The organism is Burkholderiales bacterium, assembly GCA_036262035.1.
Lineage (GTDB): Bacteria > Pseudomonadota > Gammaproteobacteria > Burkholderiales > SG8-41 > JAQGMV01.
The window spans coordinates 142,465-160,336 of sequence record DATAJS010000009.1; the positions used below are offsets into that span (position 1 = coordinate 142,465).

17 protein-coding genes are annotated in these 17,872 nt (G+C 66.6%); 9 read left to right on the forward strand and 8 right to left on the reverse strand.

The annotated features are described in order from the left end of the window. Window positions 1–4: 4 nt before the first annotated feature. Both VHP37_06645 and VHP37_06650 read right to left on the reverse strand, forming a co-directional pair. Entirely contained in the window at window positions 5–973 is a 969-nt protein-coding gene (locus tag VHP37_06645; GenBank protein HEX2826006.1) for a tripartite tricarboxylate transporter substrate-binding protein, read from the reverse strand. Window positions 974–1,025: 52 nt separating this feature from the next. Further along, complete coding sequence (locus VHP37_06650) at window positions 1,026–2,063, reverse strand: 2-oxoglutarate and iron-dependent oxygenase domain-containing protein (GenBank protein HEX2826007.1); 1,038 nt, start codon at window positions 2,061–2,063, stop codon at window positions 1,026–1,028. Window positions 2,064–2,199: 136 nt separating this feature from the next. On the opposite strand from VHP37_06650, the gene sigJ reads away from it, so the two are divergent. Further along, the gene (gene sigJ, locus VHP37_06655; protein HEX2826008.1) at window positions 2,200–3,150 is read left to right on the forward strand and encodes an RNA polymerase sigma factor SigJ; all 951 of its coding nucleotides are present in this window, start codon (window positions 2,200–2,202) and stop codon (window positions 3,148–3,150) included. A 52-nt stretch (window positions 3,151–3,202) separates the two neighbouring features. Further along, window positions 3,203–3,700 (forward strand): carboxymuconolactone decarboxylase family protein, encoded by a 498-nt coding sequence (locus tag VHP37_06660; GenBank protein ID HEX2826009.1) that lies wholly within the window; start codon window positions 3,203–3,205, stop codon window positions 3,698–3,700. Window positions 3,701–4,000: 300 nt separating this feature from the next. Here VHP37_06660 and VHP37_06665 read toward each other — a convergent pair whose 3' ends face one another. From VHP37_06665 to VHP37_06680, 4 genes are all read right to left on the reverse strand, one after another. After that, window positions 4,001–5,542, reverse strand: a complete 1,542-nt coding sequence (locus VHP37_06665; protein HEX2826010.1) for a cation:proton antiporter — start codon at window positions 5,540–5,542, stop codon at window positions 4,001–4,003. Further along, on the reverse strand, window positions 5,542–6,735 hold the full coding sequence (locus VHP37_06670; GenBank protein HEX2826011.1) for a hypothetical protein: 1,194 nt from the start codon (window positions 6,733–6,735) through the stop codon (window positions 5,542–5,544). Before VHP37_06670 ends, VHP37_06665 begins: the two co-directional genes overlap by 1 nt. Before the next feature lie 59 nt (window positions 6,736–6,794). Next, window positions 6,795–7,124 carry a cupin domain-containing protein gene (locus VHP37_06675; GenBank protein ID HEX2826012.1) on the reverse strand — a complete coding sequence of 110 codons (330 nt, stop codon included), beginning with the start codon at window positions 7,122–7,124 and terminating at the stop codon, window positions 6,795–6,797. A gap of 68 nt (window positions 7,125–7,192) precedes the next feature. Continuing rightward, on the reverse strand, window positions 7,193–7,981 hold the full coding sequence (locus VHP37_06680) for a fumarylacetoacetate hydrolase family protein (GenBank protein HEX2826013.1): 789 nt from the start codon (window positions 7,979–7,981) through the stop codon (window positions 7,193–7,195). A 31-nt stretch (window positions 7,982–8,012) separates the two neighbouring features. Between VHP37_06680 and VHP37_06685 the strand changes: the two genes are divergently transcribed. Continuing rightward, entirely contained in the window at window positions 8,013–8,930 is a 918-nt protein-coding gene (locus VHP37_06685) for an NADP-dependent oxidoreductase (GenBank protein HEX2826014.1), read from the forward strand. Window positions 8,931–8,943: 13 nt separating this feature from the next. On the opposite strand, the gene VHP37_06690 is transcribed toward VHP37_06685, so the two are convergent. Both VHP37_06690 and VHP37_06695 read right to left on the reverse strand, forming a co-directional pair. Next, complete coding sequence (locus VHP37_06690) at window positions 8,944–9,921, reverse strand: tripartite tricarboxylate transporter substrate binding protein (protein ID HEX2826015.1); 978 nt, start codon at window positions 9,919–9,921, stop codon at window positions 8,944–8,946. Window positions 9,922–9,938: 17 nt separating this feature from the next. Continuing rightward, complete coding sequence (locus tag VHP37_06695; GenBank protein ID HEX2826016.1) at window positions 9,939–10,883, reverse strand: LysR substrate-binding domain-containing protein; 945 nt, start codon at window positions 10,881–10,883, stop codon at window positions 9,939–9,941. A gap of 103 nt (window positions 10,884–10,986) precedes the next feature. On the opposite strand from VHP37_06695, the gene VHP37_06700 reads away from it, so the two are divergent. The 6 genes from VHP37_06700 (at window position 10,987) to VHP37_06725 (ending at window position 17,801) form a co-directional block, all read left to right on the forward strand. Beyond that, window positions 10,987–12,150 carry a beta-propeller fold lactonase family protein gene (locus VHP37_06700; protein HEX2826017.1) on the forward strand — a complete coding sequence of 388 codons (1,164 nt, stop codon included), beginning with the start codon at window positions 10,987–10,989 and terminating at the stop codon, window positions 12,148–12,150. A 17-nt stretch (window positions 12,151–12,167) separates the two neighbouring features. Then, on the forward strand, window positions 12,168–13,358 hold the full coding sequence (locus tag VHP37_06705; protein ID HEX2826018.1) for an alpha-hydroxy acid oxidase: 1,191 nt from the start codon (window positions 12,168–12,170) through the stop codon (window positions 13,356–13,358). A gap of 163 nt (window positions 13,359–13,521) precedes the next feature. Continuing rightward, window positions 13,522–14,475, forward strand: a complete 954-nt coding sequence (locus VHP37_06710; GenBank protein ID HEX2826019.1) for a tripartite tricarboxylate transporter substrate binding protein — start codon at window positions 13,522–13,524, stop codon at window positions 14,473–14,475. 75 nt (window positions 14,476–14,550) lie between these two features. Further along, complete coding sequence (locus VHP37_06715; protein HEX2826020.1) at window positions 14,551–14,874, forward strand: hypothetical protein; 324 nt, start codon at window positions 14,551–14,553, stop codon at window positions 14,872–14,874. Window positions 14,875–14,892: 18 nt separating this feature from the next. Next, window positions 14,893–16,269, forward strand: coding sequence for a UGSC family (seleno)protein (locus tag VHP37_06720; protein ID HEX2826021.1), 1,377 nt, complete (start codon window positions 14,893–14,895; stop codon window positions 16,267–16,269). A gap of 146 nt (window positions 16,270–16,415) precedes the next feature. Further along, window positions 16,416–17,801 carry an MmgE/PrpD family protein gene (locus VHP37_06725; protein HEX2826022.1) on the forward strand — a complete coding sequence of 462 codons (1,386 nt, stop codon included), beginning with the start codon at window positions 16,416–16,418 and terminating at the stop codon, window positions 17,799–17,801. The last annotated feature ends 71 nt before the right edge of the window (window positions 17,802–17,872 follow it).

Sequence of the window (17,872 nt, forward strand, 5' to 3'; positions counted from 1 at the left end):
GCGGCTAGTCGAGCCGCACGTTGAACTGCCGGAAGAGCTTGCCGACCAGCTCGTAGTCGGCCTTCACGCGCTGGTTGAGCTCTTCCGGGGTCTTGTGCACCGGATCGTAGGTGACGTTGCTGAGCTTGGACGCCACCGTCGCATCACGCAGCGCAGTGCCGATCTCGCTATTGAGCTGATCGATGATCGGCTTAGGCGTCGCCCCCGGCGCGAAGATGCTGACCCACGTGGTGCATTCGAAACCGGGGATGGTGTCGGCGATCGGCGGCACGTTGGGCAACAGCGTGACGCGCTCGGTCGACGTCACGCCGAGCGGCCGCGCACGGCCGGCCTTGATGTGCTCGATGATGTCGCCGATGCCGGCGACCATCGCCTGGGTCTCGCCCGAGATCAGTCCGACGACGGCGGGCCCGCCGCCCTTGAAGGGAACCTCGGTGACCTGGACGCGCGTCATCGCTTCGAAGATCACCGAGTTCAGATGGATGAAGCTGCCGTAGCCCGCGTGACCGAGCAGCACCTGTTTCGGCCGTTTCTGCGCAAGCGTGATGAACTCTTTCACCGACCGCACCGGCATCGAAGGATGCACGGTCAGCACCGCGACCAGCTTGGTGAGCGGGGTTATCCCCGTGAAATCGCGCAGCGCGTCGTACGGCAGCCGACTGTAGAGGTGCGCGTTCGAGACGTGGGAGCCGACGGTCTGTATGAGGAGGGTGTAGCCGTCGGCGGGGCTCTTCGCGACGATCGCCGTGCCGGTCGTGCCGCCCGCGCCGGAGCGGTTGTCGATGATGAACGATTGTCCCATCTGCTCGGACAGCTTCGGCAGCACCACGCGGGCGGTGATGTCGTTGGCGCCGGCTGGCGGGAAGGGGACGACGACCCGGACGGGCTTTACGGGGTAATTCTGCGACCACGCCGCTCCGGCGGCGCACAGGATGACGGCAAACAACACGGCAAACAGTCGAGCTGTTCTCATGCGGTCCTCCTCCCGTTGGAGCCCGCGGAGCGCGGGCCGTTATTTCACGGCATCACGACATTTCCTTCTCTTTGGCGGTATAGCCTTTGCGGTGAAAGTAGTTCGCGTTGAAGAACTCGAGGATGAGATCGCGGTACACCGCGGGCGGATAGTGCGGCGGGTCGTCCGCGCTCGTGCAGCTCGGCAGGCATTCGATGGTCGAGGCCGGGTTCGGGCTGTAGAAGAACGCGATCGAATAGCGGTCGATGCCCGAGTCGTTGAGCACGCCGTGCGGCGTGGACAGGAAGCGGTCGTTCGACCAGCGCTTCATCATGTTGCCGAGGTTGACGAGAAACGTGCCCGGAATGAGCGGCGGGGCGAGCCATTCGCCGTTGGTGAGCCGCACCGCGAGGCCCGGCACTTTCTCGCGCGCGAGGATGGTGATGAACGAATTGTCGGTGTGCGGCGCCTGGCCGAACTGCTCGTCGTCCTGCGATTCCTGCGGCGGGTAATGCAGGAAGCGTAGCTGCGCGTGCGCCTCGTCCTCGAAGAACGGCGTGAAGTGTTCCGGCGGCATGTCGAGAGCGCGTGCGAGCACGCGCAGCATGCGTTCCCCGAGCGCTTCCATCGCCTTGAAGTAGCACAGCATCGCCGCGCGCATCGCTTCGTGTCCCTCCGGCCACTGGTTGCGCCCCCGCAGCGGCAGCCCGGCCAGCACGTCCCGGTGATCGGCGCCGCGGTCGTGGCTGATGAAGAAGCTCTCGTTGTAGTTGGGCCGCACCGCCTTGTGCACCGTGGAGGCGCGCTGCATGCTCTGGTTCACCGGGAGGTAGCCGATGTTGTTCTCGTTCAGCTTGAGCCGCAGCTTGTCGTCGGCGGGGATCGCGTGGAACTCGCGCGAGGCGTCGAACGCGCCGTCGATGATGTCCTGCGGCACGCCGTGCCCGGCGAGGTAGAAGAAGCCGACGTTCTCGCACGCATGCCGCACCTGTGCCGCCACCGCGTCCGATCCGCCGGGCTCGGCCCTGAACGCGGGGCCGAAGTCGATCACAGGTATCGCCTGCGTCGCTTCTTCGACGCTCCTCACCGCCATGGCCTTGAAGATGTTCATCGTGCTCCCTCTCCCCCCTAAATCCGGGTCAGAGTCACATTCTCGCACCGAAATTCGACTCCGACCCCATTTAAGTCACAAACCTCCGCGCTGTCCCGTCTGTCCCAGGTAAACGACCTTTTTCGAACCATCAGCCATGACCACGACCCTCTCCGAACGCGCCCAGCGCTACGATCGCGACCACGCACGCAGCCTGCGCGCGCTGGCCTACCGCATGCTCGGCTCGCGGGCGGACGCCGAGGACATCGTGCAGGAGGCCTGGCTGCGCTGGGCCGAGGTGGACGAAGACACGGTCCAGCACTCCGGCGCCTATCTCTCGCGCCTGGTGACCAACCTGTGCCTGGACAAGCTGCGCTCGGCGGCCGCGAGACGCGAGCAATACGTCGGCGTGTGGCTGCCCGAGCCGCTGCTGAACGAGGAGGCCGGCTGGTCGCCGGGTCCCGAGGTGCAGACCGAGTTCGCGCAGGACGTGTCCGTGGCCTTCATGCTGGCGCTGGAGCGGCTGTCGCCGCTGGAGCGCGCGGCCTTCCTGCTGCACGAGGTATTCGACCTCGACTTCGACGAGATCGGGCGGCGCCTCGGGCGCAGCCCGGCCGCGTGCCGCCAGTTGGCGAGCCGCGCGCGCAGCCACGTGACGGCCGATTATGCGCGCCGCGAAGTGCAGGACGAAGAGCGCCAGCGCCTGTTCGCCGCGTTCAGCGACGCGGTGCGCAATCACGACGTCGACGCCTTGACCAAGGTCCTGACCGAAGATGCGGTGATGCTGGCCGACGGCGGCGGCAAGGTCAGCGCCGTGCCGCGCCCGCTGCACGGCGGCGCGCTGGTCGCCAGGGCTTTCATCGGCTTTGCGAAGCTGCCCGGCAGCCGCACGTGGCGGCTGGAACCGGCCCTCATCAACGGCCTGCCGGGTTGCCTGGTCTTCGACGACGCGAGCGGCCGACTGGTGCAGACCGTCGCGCTGGCGCCTTCGGCCATGGAGCCCGGTCGCATCGGCGCGCTGTACATCCAGCGCAATCCCGACAAGCTGCGGGGCGTTCTGGCGAGCCTCGGCCGCGATGTCACATCGGACGAAGACGCCTCGTCTTGAAGGTGTGATCACGAGCAAACCATCAACCCTCGACACAGGACACCGAACGATCATGAGCCACACCAACGCACCCACCCGCCTGAACCACATGGAGCAGTCGCCGGACCTCGTCAAGAAGCTGGTCGACCTCGGCGCGACGATCGTCAACAGCGGCCGCATCGAGCAGGGGTTATCGCACCTGGTGGATATCCGCGCCTCGCAGTTGAACGGCTGCGCGTTCTGTCTCGACATGCACGTCAAGGAGGCGAAGCTGCACGGCGAGCGCGAGCTGCGCCTGTACCACGTGGCGATCTGGCGCGAGTCGCCGCTGTTCACCCCGAAGGAACGCGCCGCGCTCGCCTTGACCGAGGCGCTCACCCGGATCGCGCCGACGGGCATCTCCGACGAGCTCTATGCCGAGACGCGCGAGCATTTCAGCGAGAAAGAGCTCTCGACACTGATCTTCCGCATCATGGTCATCAATGCATGGAACCGCGCCAACGTGGCCGTTCGCACCACGCCGGGCGTCTACGACAAGAACTACGGTCTGGATAAGGCGGGGCTTGCGTAACCACCTACTGTGTCATTGCGAGGAGCCGCGATGCGGCGACGAAGCAATCTCGAGGCGCTCGGCGACGCTCGTGCGCCACGAGATCGCCACGGCTCGCTTCGCGAATAAATGGGGTCAGGTCCACATTTCTGTGATTCGACACCCAGCGGCACCTTTGCTCAGGTGCGCCTGCCGGCCAACGGCGCAACCGCAACGTAACGCCGCACGCTGTATTCCGCCGTCCACGGTGCGACCGCTCGGAAAAGGCCGACCTCCAAAGGTACGGCCGGAAATGTGGACCTGACCCCGATTAGGAAATAGCTACGGCGCGTCGCGCGCGCTCGCCATCTCCAGCCAGTCCAGCTCTTCCTCGATGCGGTGGAACGCGTCGTCGCCGATCTCGTAGCTCGCGCGCATGTCGAAGACCGCTTTCCGCGCGGCGCGCAAGGCGTTGCGATGCAGATCGGTGTGCGCCGCGTGCGCGCCGTCCGCGCGGGCGGATTCCTCGTAGGCGAGGTGTGCCTCGAACTCGTGCCGCACGAGATCGGCGAGAGGAGAGCGGTCGTGCGCGAAGCTCGCGAGGCCTGCCTGCAGCGCGCGCTCGCGCGCGGTGTCGACCTCGTGTGACACCGGGTCGCCGTCGCGCAGAGCGAGCGCGCGCATCAGCGCCTTCAGCGTGAGCCCCTGGATCGCCAGGGTGCCGAGCACCACGCAGAAGGCGGTCAACAGGATCAGGTCGCGGTACGGGAAACCTGTGGGCAGCGCCATCGCCGCAGCGAGCGAGACGATGCCGCGCATGCCCGACCACGCGATGAGCAGCCCGCTGCCCACCGTCGGACGCAGCATCGGCCGCGGCGGGTTGAAGCCGACGCGGCTGATCCTCCAGCGCAGGGCGGCGTTGAACGTCATGTGCCAGGCGATACGCACGACGATCGCCGTCACCAGCACCGCGCCCGCGACGCCGAAGTAACGCACGTAGTCCGCGGGCTCGAGCGCCTCGAGTATCGGCCCGACCTGCAGGCCGATGAAGATGAACGCGAGGACGTTCAGCGCGAACACCACCGTCTCCCACACCGCGTAGGTCGGCACCCGGATGCGCGCGGGCGTGACCGCGGGCGCGGTGCGAGCGACCGTGATCGCGTGGCACACGGTCGTGAGCACGCCGGAGAGTCCGATGTGCTCGGCGAGGATCCACACGCCGAACGTGGTGACGAACTGCACGATGATCGCGGTCGGCACGTGCTGTATGCGCTCGAGCAGGCGCACCGTGAGCCAGCCGAGCGCCGGACCGACGATGAGGCTGCCCACCACCGCGATCAGGAACGTCGGCGCGACGCTCGCGATCGAGAATCCGCCGGCGGCCGCACCGACCGCGACACGGTAGATGAGCAGGGCGCTCGCATCGTTCAGCAGGCTCTCGCCTTCGAGCACCGTGAGGATGCGCTGCGGCGGCTGCAAAGGGCGCAGCACCGCGGTCGCCGCGACCGCGTCGGGCGGCGCGACGATCGCGCCCAGCGCGACCGCCGCCGCCCACGGCATCGCAGGGACGAGCGCGTGCGCGACGAACGCGACCGCCGCAGTCGTGAGCCCCACCGCCACGACCACCAGCGCAGTCACCGGCGCCCAGTTGTCCCTCAGGTCGCGCAACGAAGTGTCGTACGCGGCATCGAGCAGCACCGGCGCGACGAAGAGCGCGAGCACGAGCTCGGGCGGCACGGTGAACGCGGGCATCCCCGGCACGAACGCGAGCAGCGCGCCGCCGATCGCCAGGAACACCGGATACGGCGCGCCGACACGGCGGGCGGCGGCCGCGAGGATGATGGCCGCGACAAAGAGCGTGAGGATGTGTTCGAGGGCTTCCACTAGAGCAGCGGCTTGTCGACCTCCAGCGGTGACAGCTCGAACGCCGTCGCGATGAAGCTCGTCATCGCGACGTAACCCGCGAGCGCCGCGACCTGGATGGTCGCGGACAAGCCGTAGCGGTCGAGCATGCGGGCGTGGACCTCGTCGGACACGTGGTGATTGGGCCGCAGGAGCTGCAGGCAATAGGTGGCGACGAGGCGTTCGTCGTGCGAGGCGGCGCGCAGCGCGCCGTCGGCGACCTGCGGCACGAGGGTCGCATCGAATGCGCAGTCCTCGGCCATCGCCTTCCCCGCGGCCCACGTATACGGCGCGTCGAGCTCGCGCGCCGTCAACAGCGTAACCAGCGCGCGGGTCTGCGGGGCGAGGCCCGACTGATACAGGATGTACTCGCCGATGTGCGCGATGCGCTCGGCGACGTCGGGCGTGTGGAGCAGCACCGCGTAGAGCGGCGAGATCCAGCCGCGGCTGCGGATCACGCGATCGAGGAAATGCTGGTCGGCGGGTGCGAGATGATCGTGCCCGGTCAGCGCCGGCAGCCGCGGCGTCGCACGCGTCTCGGCCAGCGGCGGCAGCGATGGGCGCTCACTGCCGGACCATGGCCGTCCGCGCACGCGCAGCGGCTCGAAAGGCCTGCGCTGCGCGAGCTGCGAAGGCGACATCTCCATCTCCATCGCGACGAGCGGCAGCGCGATCATCGCGAAATAGCCGAGCGTCACCACGAGCTCTACCAGCGCCTTGTCGCCGTAATGCGCGCGCGCCTGGTCGAACAGGCCGTCGCCGACGCGGTGATCGCCCGAGACGAGCGCGCTGCAAAGCTCGTCGATGAGCCGCTCGGTCGGATCGAGCTCGGGCGTGCGGCCTTCGCGGATCGCATCGGCGGTCGCCTGCGAGACGCCCGCGTCGATCGACCAGTTGTGCCACGCGGCCCACTCGTACGGCGACTCGAGGACGCGCGAGCCGATCAGCGATACGAAGCAGCGGTCGCGCAGAGGCACGATCGATTCGTCGGCCTGTCCGCGCGCGTGGAAGTAATGCCCGAGCTGCGCGAAGCGCGCCGCGAGATCGGGACTGCTGTTCGAGAGCACGATGAACGGCCCGCTGATCGGGCGGCGGCGTATCGCGAGGACGGCGTCGAAGAAGCGCCGCTCGCCGGGCGGCAGCGATTCGCGATCGGGTTTGGTCACTCGGGCCACAGCAGTCTCCTCGCGTGCGGACGGTCGATTATGAATGGCGCCCGGCGAACCGGCGAGGTCTACGCAGGCTTCTCCGGCCCGTAGAAAACGACCCAGACCGAGAAATCATCGGAGAACTGGTCGTACCCGTGCGCGGTGTGCGCGGCTGCGAACAGCAAATGCCCCGGCCCGATGCGGGTTTCTCCGCCTTCCCAGCGATAACGTGCCGTTCCGGAAGCGACGATATAGAACTCGTCGCGCGCGTGCGGCACCTGCGGTCCGGAGGTCGGCCGTGCAGCGAAGCGGATCTCGACGTGAGCATCACGGAATACCTCCGCGGAGCGCAGCCCTTCAGGCGGCTGCAACGCGCGAGCGGCGGCCGGCGACAGCGGCGCGGGTGTGTGGTCCATCGTTACCTCCCATAATCCGGGTCAGAGTCAGATTAATTCCGCGAAATGTGACTCTGACCCGGATTTTGTCACTGCTCCGCGACGACGGGGTTGCGCAGCACGCCGATGTCGCTGATCTCGATCTCGCACACGTCGCCGGGTTTCATGTTGCGCGGCGCGCCGTCGGTGCCCATCCAGATGACGTCGCCGGGGTAGAGCGTGCAGTACTTGCTGATCTCGGCGACGCAGGTCTCGACGTCGTGGATCATCGCGCCGGTCGCGAAGCGGTCGACTTCCTCGCCGTTCATGCGCACGACCGTGGTCATCTTGCGGTAGTCCGCGCCGCTGACGATCCACGGCCCCATGGGATTGAAGGTGTCGGAGTTCCTGGCGCGCCAGCCGGTGCGGTCGCCGCGCTGCCAGGTGCGCTCGCTGACGTCGTTGCCGATGGTGTAGCCGAACACATGGTCGAGCGCGCGCTCCGGCTCGATGTGCCGGCCCTGCCTGCCGATGACCGCGACGAGCTCGCCTTCGTACTGGAAGAGCTCGCCGGCGTCCTTCGGCTTCACGATCGGATCGCCGTGCGCATTGAGCGCGTTGTTCGCCCGATAATTGACGTCGGGCCGCTGCGGGAACCTGGGTTCGATGCCGCGTCGCCTGGCGGATGCGATGATGTGCTCGCGGTAGTTGAGCCCCACGCAGTAGAACGTCGGCGGGATCACCGGCACGAGGAGCTTCACCGCGCCGAGCTCGTAAGTCCTCGACGTCTCGGCGTGCGGCTCCCACGGCGCGCCGTCGAGCGCGATGACGATCTCGCCGTCGATACGGCCGTGGGCAATCGTGTCGTCCGCCCGGAAGCGGCACCAACGGATATTCATAGTCGATCCTCTTTCATCGATCGGAGAAATAGTGAAAGCAGTCTTTTATATGCGCAACGGCGGGCCGGAGGTCCTGGAGTACGGCGACGTGCCGAATCCGGCCGTGCGCGCCGGGCAGGTGATCGTCGATGTCTGCGCCGCCAGCGTGAACGCGGCGGACTGGAAGGCGCGTTCGGGCCATCACGGCACCACCCCCAGGTTTCCCGCTTTCCTCGGGCGCGATTTCTCGGGCGTGGTGAGCGGGCTCGGACAAGGGGTTGCGGATCTGAAGGTCGGCGACCAAGTCTTCGGCGTCGTGGAGCAGGTCAACAACGAGTGCTACGCCGAGAAGGTGGCGATCAAGGCTTCGATCGTCGCGCACAAGCCGGCGAGCCTGTCGCACGTCGAGGCCGCGGCCATCGCGCTCACCGGGCTGACGGCGACTGCGGCGATCGAGCAGACGCTGAAGCTCCAGCCCGGCGAAAAGATCCTCATACAAGGCGGCGCGGGCGGCGTCGCGGGTTTCGCGGTCCAGCTCGCGAAGCACATCGGCGCGCACGTGATCGCGACCGCGAGCGCGGCGAACCACGATTACGTGCGCAGCCTCGGCGCCGACGAGGTCATCGACTACAACGCGGTCGATTTCACCCGGGTGGTGTCGGACTGCGACGCGGTCTTCGATACCGTCGGCGGCGACGTCGCGATGCGCTCGTTCGCGGTCGTGAAGCCCGGCGGCCGCGCGGCGTTCATCAACGGTTCGGCGCCGGCTTCGCCCCGCGCCGACGTCGTCTCGCTCAAACCCAAAGTGGGGCGTGACCGCGCGCACCTCGAGCGCATCGTCGAGCTCGTGACGAGGGGCGCCGTGCGCGTACCGGAGATCAAAGTGTTCGCCCTGCGTGACGCGGCCGACGCGCACCGTATCAGCGAAAGCCGTCACTTCCGCGGCAAGCTCGTGCTGAAGGTGCGCTGACATCACCTCATCATCAGTGCGTCACCGCCTTGGTGAGCTTGGCGTCGCGCGCGACCTTCGCCCACTTTTGAAGCTCGTCATTGATGTGGCTCGTCATCTGCCCGGGCGAGCTGCCGATCGGCTCGAGATCGAAGCTCGCGAGCTGCTGCTTCACGTCGGCCGACGACACCGCCTTCACGATCTCCTGGTTGAGGCGCATCACGACAGGGCGAGGCGTCTTCGCCGGTGCGACGATGCCGTACCAGCCCGTCGCTTCGTAACCCGGGATCGTTTCCGCGATCGCCGGCACGTCGGGCAGGCTGGGCCAGCGCTTGGCGCTCGTCACCGCGACCATGCGCAGGCGGTTCGCCTTGACGTGCGGCTTCGCGACGGCGATCGGGCTGAACATGAGCTGCACCTGGCCGCTCACGACGTCGGTCGCGGCGGGCGCGCCGCCTTTATAAGGCACGTGATTCATGTCGACGTGCGCCATCGACTTGAAGAGCTCGCTCGCGAGATGCAGCGTGCCGCCCGTGCCGGAGCTCGCGAAGTTCAGCGCGCCCGGCTTGGACTTCGCGAGCGCGATGAGGTCCTTGACCGTTTTGACCGGCACCTGCGGGTTTACGACGACGACGAACGCGCCCGAGGCGAGGATAGAGACGTGGCTGAAGTCTTTCGCCACGTCGTAGGGCACGTTCTGATAGACGCTCGGATGGATCGTCGCGCTCGCGCTGAGCATGCAGATCGTGTAGCCGTCCGGCGTTGCGCGCGCGGCGAGTTGCGTGCCGATCATGCTGTCGGCGCCGGGGCGGTTGTCGACCGGCATCGGGACGCCGAAACCTTCGCTGAGCTTCTGCCCGACGATGCGCGCCAGGATGTCGTTGGGTCCGCCGGGGGCGAAGCCCACGATGAAACGGATCGGCTTGTTCGGGTAATTCTGCGCGAGCGCCGGCTGGGCGATCGCGGCGATCGCGGCACAACAAAACAGCTTGGAACACTGATTCTGAAACATCGGGTCTTGCTCCTCGGTTATCGCGCGGCGTCGACCGCCGCGCTTTTTCTCATCGATTGCTGCACGTTCGAGCGCGTCCAGCGCGGCTCGCAAAGCTCCATGAAGTCGTAGGTGTAGCGGCGGATGTAGCGGTCGCGCGAGAGCAGGAGCTTGGTCGTCGACGGCTCGAACAGATGTCCGGCTTTCATCGCGCGCAGCTTCGCGTCGCGCTGCGGATCGAACGACACCTCCGACAGCACCGCGATGCCGAGACCCTGCTCGACGCACGACTTGATCACGTCCGCGCCGATCGCGATCACGACCGTCTGCGGCGCGAGCCCTTCTTTCCTGAACGCTTCGATGATCTGACGGCCCGCGGTGAAGGAAGGCTCGTAGGTCACCAGCGGGTACCGTGCGAGATCTTTCAGCGCGAGGCGCTTCTTTTTCAGCAGCGCGTGGTTCTTCGGGACGATGACCACCTTGTCGAAGCGGCGGCAGGGGAGCGCGAGCAGGGCGCGCACGCTCGTGGGGTCTTCGCTGGTGACGCCGATGTCGGCCTGTCCCGCTTCGACCATGTCCATGATCCGGCCCGGATCGGCATGCCGCATGGTGATCGTGACGTTGGGATGGAGCGTCGCGAAGCGCTTCATGATCTGCGGCAGGACGTAGCCCGCCTGCGTATAGGTGGCGGCGATGACCAGCGCGGCCGACTGCTCCTGCCGCACGTCGTCGCTGATCGCCTTGATGTTGGCGATCTCCTTGACGATGTTCTCCGCCATCGCGACGACCTTCGCGCCTTCGGTGGTCACACCGGAGAGCCGGCTGCGGCGGCGCCTGAAGATCGGGAAGCCGAGCTCGTCCTCGAGCAGCCGGATCTGCTTGCTGATGCCGGGTTGATTCGTCTTCAGCGCCTTCGCCGCGCGCGAGATGTTGAAGTCGCACTTCGTGATCTCGCAGAGGTAGCGAATCTGCCGGAGGTTCATGGGGAACCATTCCATATCTATCTAGATGATTCCATTTTATAGCTTTGTGGAAGGTTAGGGCGGCGCTATACTCGCCGCGTTTCCGACGAAGATCAAGCGATTGATGAGCGAGACGAAAGCGAAGGGTTTGTACGCCGGCGTCGGCGAAGAGCTCACGCATTACGAGCTGGATGTAGCAGGCGCGGCGCTCCTGAAAAAGAGCAGCGTGACGCTGCCCGCGAACGTGCAGTACGTGTGGCCGCATCCTTCGCGGCGCTATCTCTATGTGACAACCAGCGATCGCGTGCGCGGGCAGGAAGGCGAGAAGCACGACCTCGTCACTTTTCGCATCGCCGACGACGGCTCGCTCGAACAGGTCGGGACGCCGATGCGCCTGCCGCATCGCCCGATACACGTCACCGTCGACGCTGCCGGCAAGCGACTCGCTGTGTCGTTCAACGGCGCGGGCGTGAAGCGCGGACCCGGCACCGCGCTCCTGTATCGCATACGCGACGACGGCGCGTCGGTAGAGCCGGCGCCGTCTCATCCTGCTGTGGACGCGGGAATGTATCCGCACCAGGCGCGCTTCACGCCGGACGACAGCAAGCTTCTGGTCTGCGCGCGCGGCAACAACGCGAGCGCCGGGCACGGCGAAGATCCCGGCGCTCTAAAGATCTTCGATACGCGCAACGACGCGCTCACGCTCGCCTCCGAAGTGCCGTATCCCGCCGGCCTCGGGCCGCGCCATCTGGACATCCATCCCGACAAGCGCTGGGTCTACGTCTCGATGGAGCGCGGCAACAAGCTTTGCATGCACCGCATGGACGCGGAGGGCAACATCCAGCCTGCGATCGTCCATACCAAGAGCACCCTCGCAGATGAAGCGAGCGGCCAGCGCAAGCGACAGCTCGCGGGCACGCTGCACGTGCATCCGGCCGGCACTCACGTCTACGTCGCGAACCGCGCCGACGGCACGATCGACGACGTTTTCGAAGGCGGCGAGAACAACATCGCCGTCTATCGCATCGACGCACAGACCGGCGAGCCCACGCTCGTCCAGCACGAGGATACGCGCGGCATGCACCCGCGCACCTTCGCGCTCGACCCGAGCGGTCGGGTGATGGTCGTCGCACACGTGCTGTCGCGCCGCAGACGCGACGGCGACTCGATTACCAACGTACCGGTGACGTTGTCGGTCTTCCGCGTGAACGACGGCAAACCGGAATACGTCCGCAAGTACGACATCGAGACCGGAAAGAAGACGCTCTTCTGGATGGGAATCATTTAAGTGCCGGGGAGGAGACCATGTTCAAAGAAAAGCTCGAAGACGCGCTCAACTACCACGACATGCGGCGCATGGCTAAGCAGCGCCTGCCCAAGTGGATGTTCGAGTTCGTCGATCGCGGCACCGAGGACGAAGTCGCGATGCGCAACAACCGCGCGGCGTTCGAGCGCATCAAGCTCAGGACCCAGGTGCTGGTCGACGTCTCGAAGCGCGACCAGTCGATCGAGCTCTTCGGCAAGAAGCACGGCATGCCGCTGGGCATCGCGCCGACAGGACCGGCAGGCATGCTCTGGTTCAAAGGCGAGCTGGAGCTCGCGCGCGCCGCGAAGGCCGCGAACATCCCGTTCACGCTCGCGACCGGCTCGCAGACGAGCATGGAAGACGTCGCGAAGGAAGTCGGCGGCACGCTGTGGTTCCAGCTCTATATGTGGTCGGACGTGCGCATGTCGCACATCCTGGTCGAGCGTGCGAAGAACGCCGGGTTCGAGGCGCTCGTCGTCACGGTGGACGGTCCGGTCGGCACCAATCGCGAATACAACATCCGCAACGGCTATACCGTGCCCTTCCGCTACACCGCGAAGAACACCTGGCCGGTGCTGAAGAATCCGGGCTGGCTCTTCGGCGTGATCATGCGTTACTGGATGAACGGCGGGATGCCCACGCGCGCGAACTATCCGGAAGGCATGACCGAGAAGTTCACGCACGTGTCGAACGCGGAGCGCAAGACCAAGAACGATTCGCTCTCCTGGAAGGACCTCGGCATCCTGCGCGACATGTGGCCGGGCAAGCTCCTCGTGAAAGGCATCCTCACACCGAAGGACGCGGAGCTCGCGATCGCGCACGGCGCGGACGGCGTCATCGTGTCCAACCACGGCGGGCGCAACTTCGACAGCTCGATGGCGCCGATCGAGGCGCTCGGTCCGATCGTGGATGCGGTAGGCAATCGCACGACCGTCATCGTCGACAGCGGTTTCCGCCGCGGCAGCGACGTGGTGAAAGCGCTGGCCATCGGCGCCAAGCTCGTGATGATCGGGCGCGCGACGCTGTGGGGCACGACCGTCGGCGGGGAGGCCGGGGCGGCGAAGACCATCAACTTCTACCGCGAGGAGATCAGCCGCACCCTCGCGTATCTCGGCTGCACCAGCATCTCGCAGCTCAACCGCGACTGCCTCGACTACGTGCCGACGCCCCACGTGCCGCTCACGATGTGACGGCGGCAAGACGAATGAACGTCAAGGAACCTGCGGACAAGTCATGGGGCCGTCGGAGCTCGAAGCCTTTCTCGAGACCGATCTCGCGACGTGGGGCCGGCTCGTGAAGGAGCTGGGTATCAAGTCGCGATAACGAACGGTCTGACGGAGGATGGTGGGCAACATGAGGAGATACGGATGGGCAGCAGCGCTGTTGGCCGCGCTGATCCCCGTTTATGCAGGCGCGCAGGCCTTCCCGGTGAAGCCGATGCGCATCGTGATCGGCTTTCCGCCGGGCGGGGGCACCGATTCGGTCGCGCGCCTCGTGGCGCCGCGGATGTCCGAGCTGCTCGGCCAGCCGATCGTCATCGACAACCGTCCCGGCGCCGATACCAACATCGCGACCGAATACGTGGCGCGCGCCAGCGCCGACGGCTACACGCTGATCATGAACACCGGGATCTTCGCGATCAACATGAGCACTCACGACAAGCCGGGCTATCACGCGGTCCGCGATTTCGCGCCGGTCTCGCTGATCGCGACCAGCCCGCACATCCTCGTGGTCGGTCCATCGCTCCAGGTGAAGACGCTGAAGGAGCTGCTCGATACCGCGCGCGCGCGGCCGGGCCAGCTCAACTATTCGCACGCCGGCGGTCCGCAGTACATGGGTTTCGAGCTCTTCAAGCTGCGCACCAAAACCGACATCGTCGCGGTGCCCTACAAAGGCGGCGGCCCGGCGATGACCGCGCTGATCGGCGGCGAGGTGCACCTCACGTTCGCGAACATCCCTACGTCCACGCCGCACATCAAGGCGGGGCGCGTGCGCGTGCTGGCGCTCGCGGGCAGCGCGCGCAGCGTGCTCATGCCCGACGTGCCGACGATGAAAGAGCAGGGCGTCGATATGCAGAGCCAGGTGTGGTACGGCATGCTCGCGCCCGCCGGCGTTCCGAAGCGCGTACACGCGCGCATCGCCGAGACCGCGATCAAGGCCGCGACCGCCGAGGATGTGAAGCCCAAGCTCATCACCATGGGCGCCGAGCCGGTGGCGAGCACGCCCGAAGCGTTCGCCGCGCAGATCCGCGCGGAAGTGAAGCAGTGGGCGGAGGTCGTCCGGCTCATCGGCCTGAAGCCGAACTAGCGTACCCTATACCGAAGGGGTCTGACCCCAGCCTCATCGGGGTCAGACCCCGGTTTTTTTGCCAAGGAAACAAGAATGTCCGAGAAATCGAACGACGGTTACTACGAAGCCCACTGGCCGCGCAGCCCGCGCCAGCAGATGGCGCGCGAGCTCGCGCCGCGCCTCGACGATCTCGACGGCAAGACCGTCGCGCAGCTCTGGGACGAGCTGTTCAAGGGCGACCAGGTGTTCGAGCTCCTCGAAGAGGGCCTGAAGAAGCGCTATCCGAAGATCAACTTCGTCAGCTGGAAAGTGTTCGGCAGCACGCACGGCGGCAACGAGCGGGAAGCGCTCGCAGCGCTGCCCGAGAAGCTGCGCGAGCACGGGGTCGACGCGGTGCTCTCAGGGATGGCGTGTTGAGGGAGCTGCACGCCCGCCGTGTTGCGGGCCAGTGCAGCGTGCGAAGCCGCCGGTTTCCCGACCTCTTCGCTCACGTGTGAAGGCTTCATCAAGCAGGCGCAGGGGACCTCGGTCGGTCTCGGCATGCGCAACATTCCCCTGGCGATGGTGCCCGGCCACATCGGCACCAAGACCGCGGAAGAGCTGCGCGACTCGATCCTCAACCACACACTGGACGACGTCATCAGGAACCTGACGGTGACGCCCGACGCGATCGGCGACACGCGCGAGCCGCGCGCCCGCGACATCGTGGTGAAAGGCGGTTTCCGGAAGGTCAACGACTACTTCGTCGATCACGAATATTCGGACGGCCTGCCGATCATCCCGCCGACACGCGAGGCGATCGACGAGTTCCTGCGCTACACCGATCGCGATCCCGACGAGAGCCTCGGGACGCTGCTCCCCGACAAGCGCGCCGCGACGATCTGGAGCATCGCGGCCAACGGCGTGATGGCCGGGTGCAAGCCCGAGTACATGCCGATCCTCGTCGCGCTGGTGGAAGCGATGGCCGATCCGCAGTACGGCGTCGAGCACAGCGGAAACACGCCCGGCGCCGACACGCTGATCATCCTCAACGGCCCGATCATCAAGGCGCTGGGTTTCAACTATACGCAGGGCGCGCTGCGCGACGGCTTCCTGCCGAACACCTCGATCGGGCGCTTCTGGCGCTTATATCTTCGCAACGTCGCAGGCTTCCTGCTCCACAAGACGGACAAGGCGACGTACGGCAACACCTGGCGCGTCGTCCTCGCGGAGAACGAGGACGTGCTCGCCAAGATCGGCTGGGAACCGAACAGCATGGAGATGGGTTTCCAGCGCGGCGACAACACCGTCACCATCGCGCGCTACACCGGCGGCGGATCGCTCTCGTCGGTGTCGGGATCGACGCCGGACGAGCTGCTGCCGTATCTCGCCGATACCGTCGAGCGCTTCAACAACTGGCAGATCACGTTCACGACCAGCCACGGCATGGGCACGCTGCGGCCGCTGATGGTGATCAGCCCGATCATCGCCGAGCAGCTCGCGAAAGCGGGATGGTCCAAGCTCGACGTGAAGAAGTATCTCTTCGAGCACGCCCGCCGGCCCGCCTACGACTTCGAGCGCCAGCTGCGCGACTGGAACATCCGCGGGGTGTGGGATCTCAAGGCGGACGTCGAAGGCGGACGCATCCCCAAGGTGTTCTACGAGTCCGACGATCCGAACCGGCTGGTTCCGATCGTGTGGAAACCGGAGGATTACATGATCGCGGTCACCGGCGATCCGCTGCGCAACAATGCTTACGTCTTCGCGCAGAACGGTTTCCTCGGTTATCCGACGGGCAAGAAGATCGAGCTGCCGAAGAGCTGGGCGCTTTGACGCAAGGTCCGTGCGCCACGAGATCGCCACGGCCTGCCGGCCTCGCGATGACCGGTGGTGTCACTGCGAGGCGCGCGAGCGACGAAGCAATCTCGTGGCGCACGTCCAGGTCTTAAAATAGCCGGTCGCACATCAGGAGAATTCGCATGAGCACAGCCGCTCTCGCCAAAGCCCGGCCGCAGCCGACCAAGACCACGCGCGGCGAGCAACTCGTCAATTACATCGCGGGCACCGCGCGCCGCAGCTATCCGGCCGAAGTGACCGACGCCGCGCTGATCGCGCTGGTCGATCATCTGGGCTGCGCCGTCGGCGCATCGAAAGACGCGCCGGCGCTGCCGGCGCGCGCCATCGTCGAGCGCTGGAAAGCCTCGGGCAATGCGCGCGTCTACATGGGCGGACGCACCACGCCCGCGCTCGCCGCGTTCGCGAACGGCTCGATGGCGCACGCGATGGATTACGACGACACGCATGCCGGCGGCGCAGGCCATCCCGGCGGCCCGTGCTGGTCGGCGGCGCTCGCCCTCGCGCTGGAGCACGGTGCGAGCGAGCGCGACACGCTCGCTGCGTTCATCACCGGTTTCGACGTCATGGGCAAGCTCGGCGGGGGCTGGGTGCCGGGCACGGGTCGCAGCCTCCAGCGGCGCGGCTGGCATCCGACGTCGATCTTCGGGCGAACCGGCGCCGCGGCCGTGGGCTGCGTGATCCTGAAGCTCGACGAGAAGCAGATCGCCAACGCGCTCGGCGTCGCGGCAACGACCGCCGGCGGAGTCGTCGGCTCGTTCGGCACCCACGGCAAGCCCTTCCATGCGGGCAAGGCGGCGATGGACGGCATCCTGTCGGCGCAGCTCGCGCAGGAAGGCTTCGTCGCAGCGACGCATCTCTACGAGCTGGAGAAAGGCCTCCTCGACGTGCTCATCCAGAACCGCGAAGTGGAGCCGCCCACGCTCGACGATTTCGAGCGCAAGTGGGAGCTGATGGAGAACCAGATCAAGCCTTTCGCGAGCTGCCGCGCGACGCACTCGTCGATCCAGGCGGCGCGCACCCTCGCCGACAAGGTGCGGGGACGCAAGATCGCGAAGGTCCACGCCAAGGTACATCCCAACGCGCTCGTCACCGCGGGCAAGACCGCGCCGCGCACGCCGCTGGAAGGCAAGTTCAGCGTGCCGTACTGCATCGCGCTCGGGCTCGCGGGCTATCGCGTGGTCTCGTCGGACTTCACGCAGAAGGTCTACGACGATCCGGCGGTTCGCGAGGTCTTCCCGCGCGTCGAGCTCGAAGCGGTCGCCGATCAGCCCGCGTGGAGAGCGTTCCTCGAAGTGACGCTCGAAGACGGCGAGCGCCTGCACGGCGAGACGCAGTGCGTGCTCGGCCATCCCGACAATCCTGTGTCCTGGGACGTGCTGCGCGAGAAGTTCGACGGCCTGGTCGAGCCCGTGCTCGGTCGCGACAAGTGCGCCGAGCTCTTCGATCTCGGTCGCAACTTCCTCAACGCGGGCTCGATCGCGAAGATCGGCGAGCTGCTCGCCGGATAGCGGTCATGGGCGAAGCGCGGATCGGCGCGTAGCTATTTCTGCGTGCCGATCCACGGCTCGTCGCGCGGGTT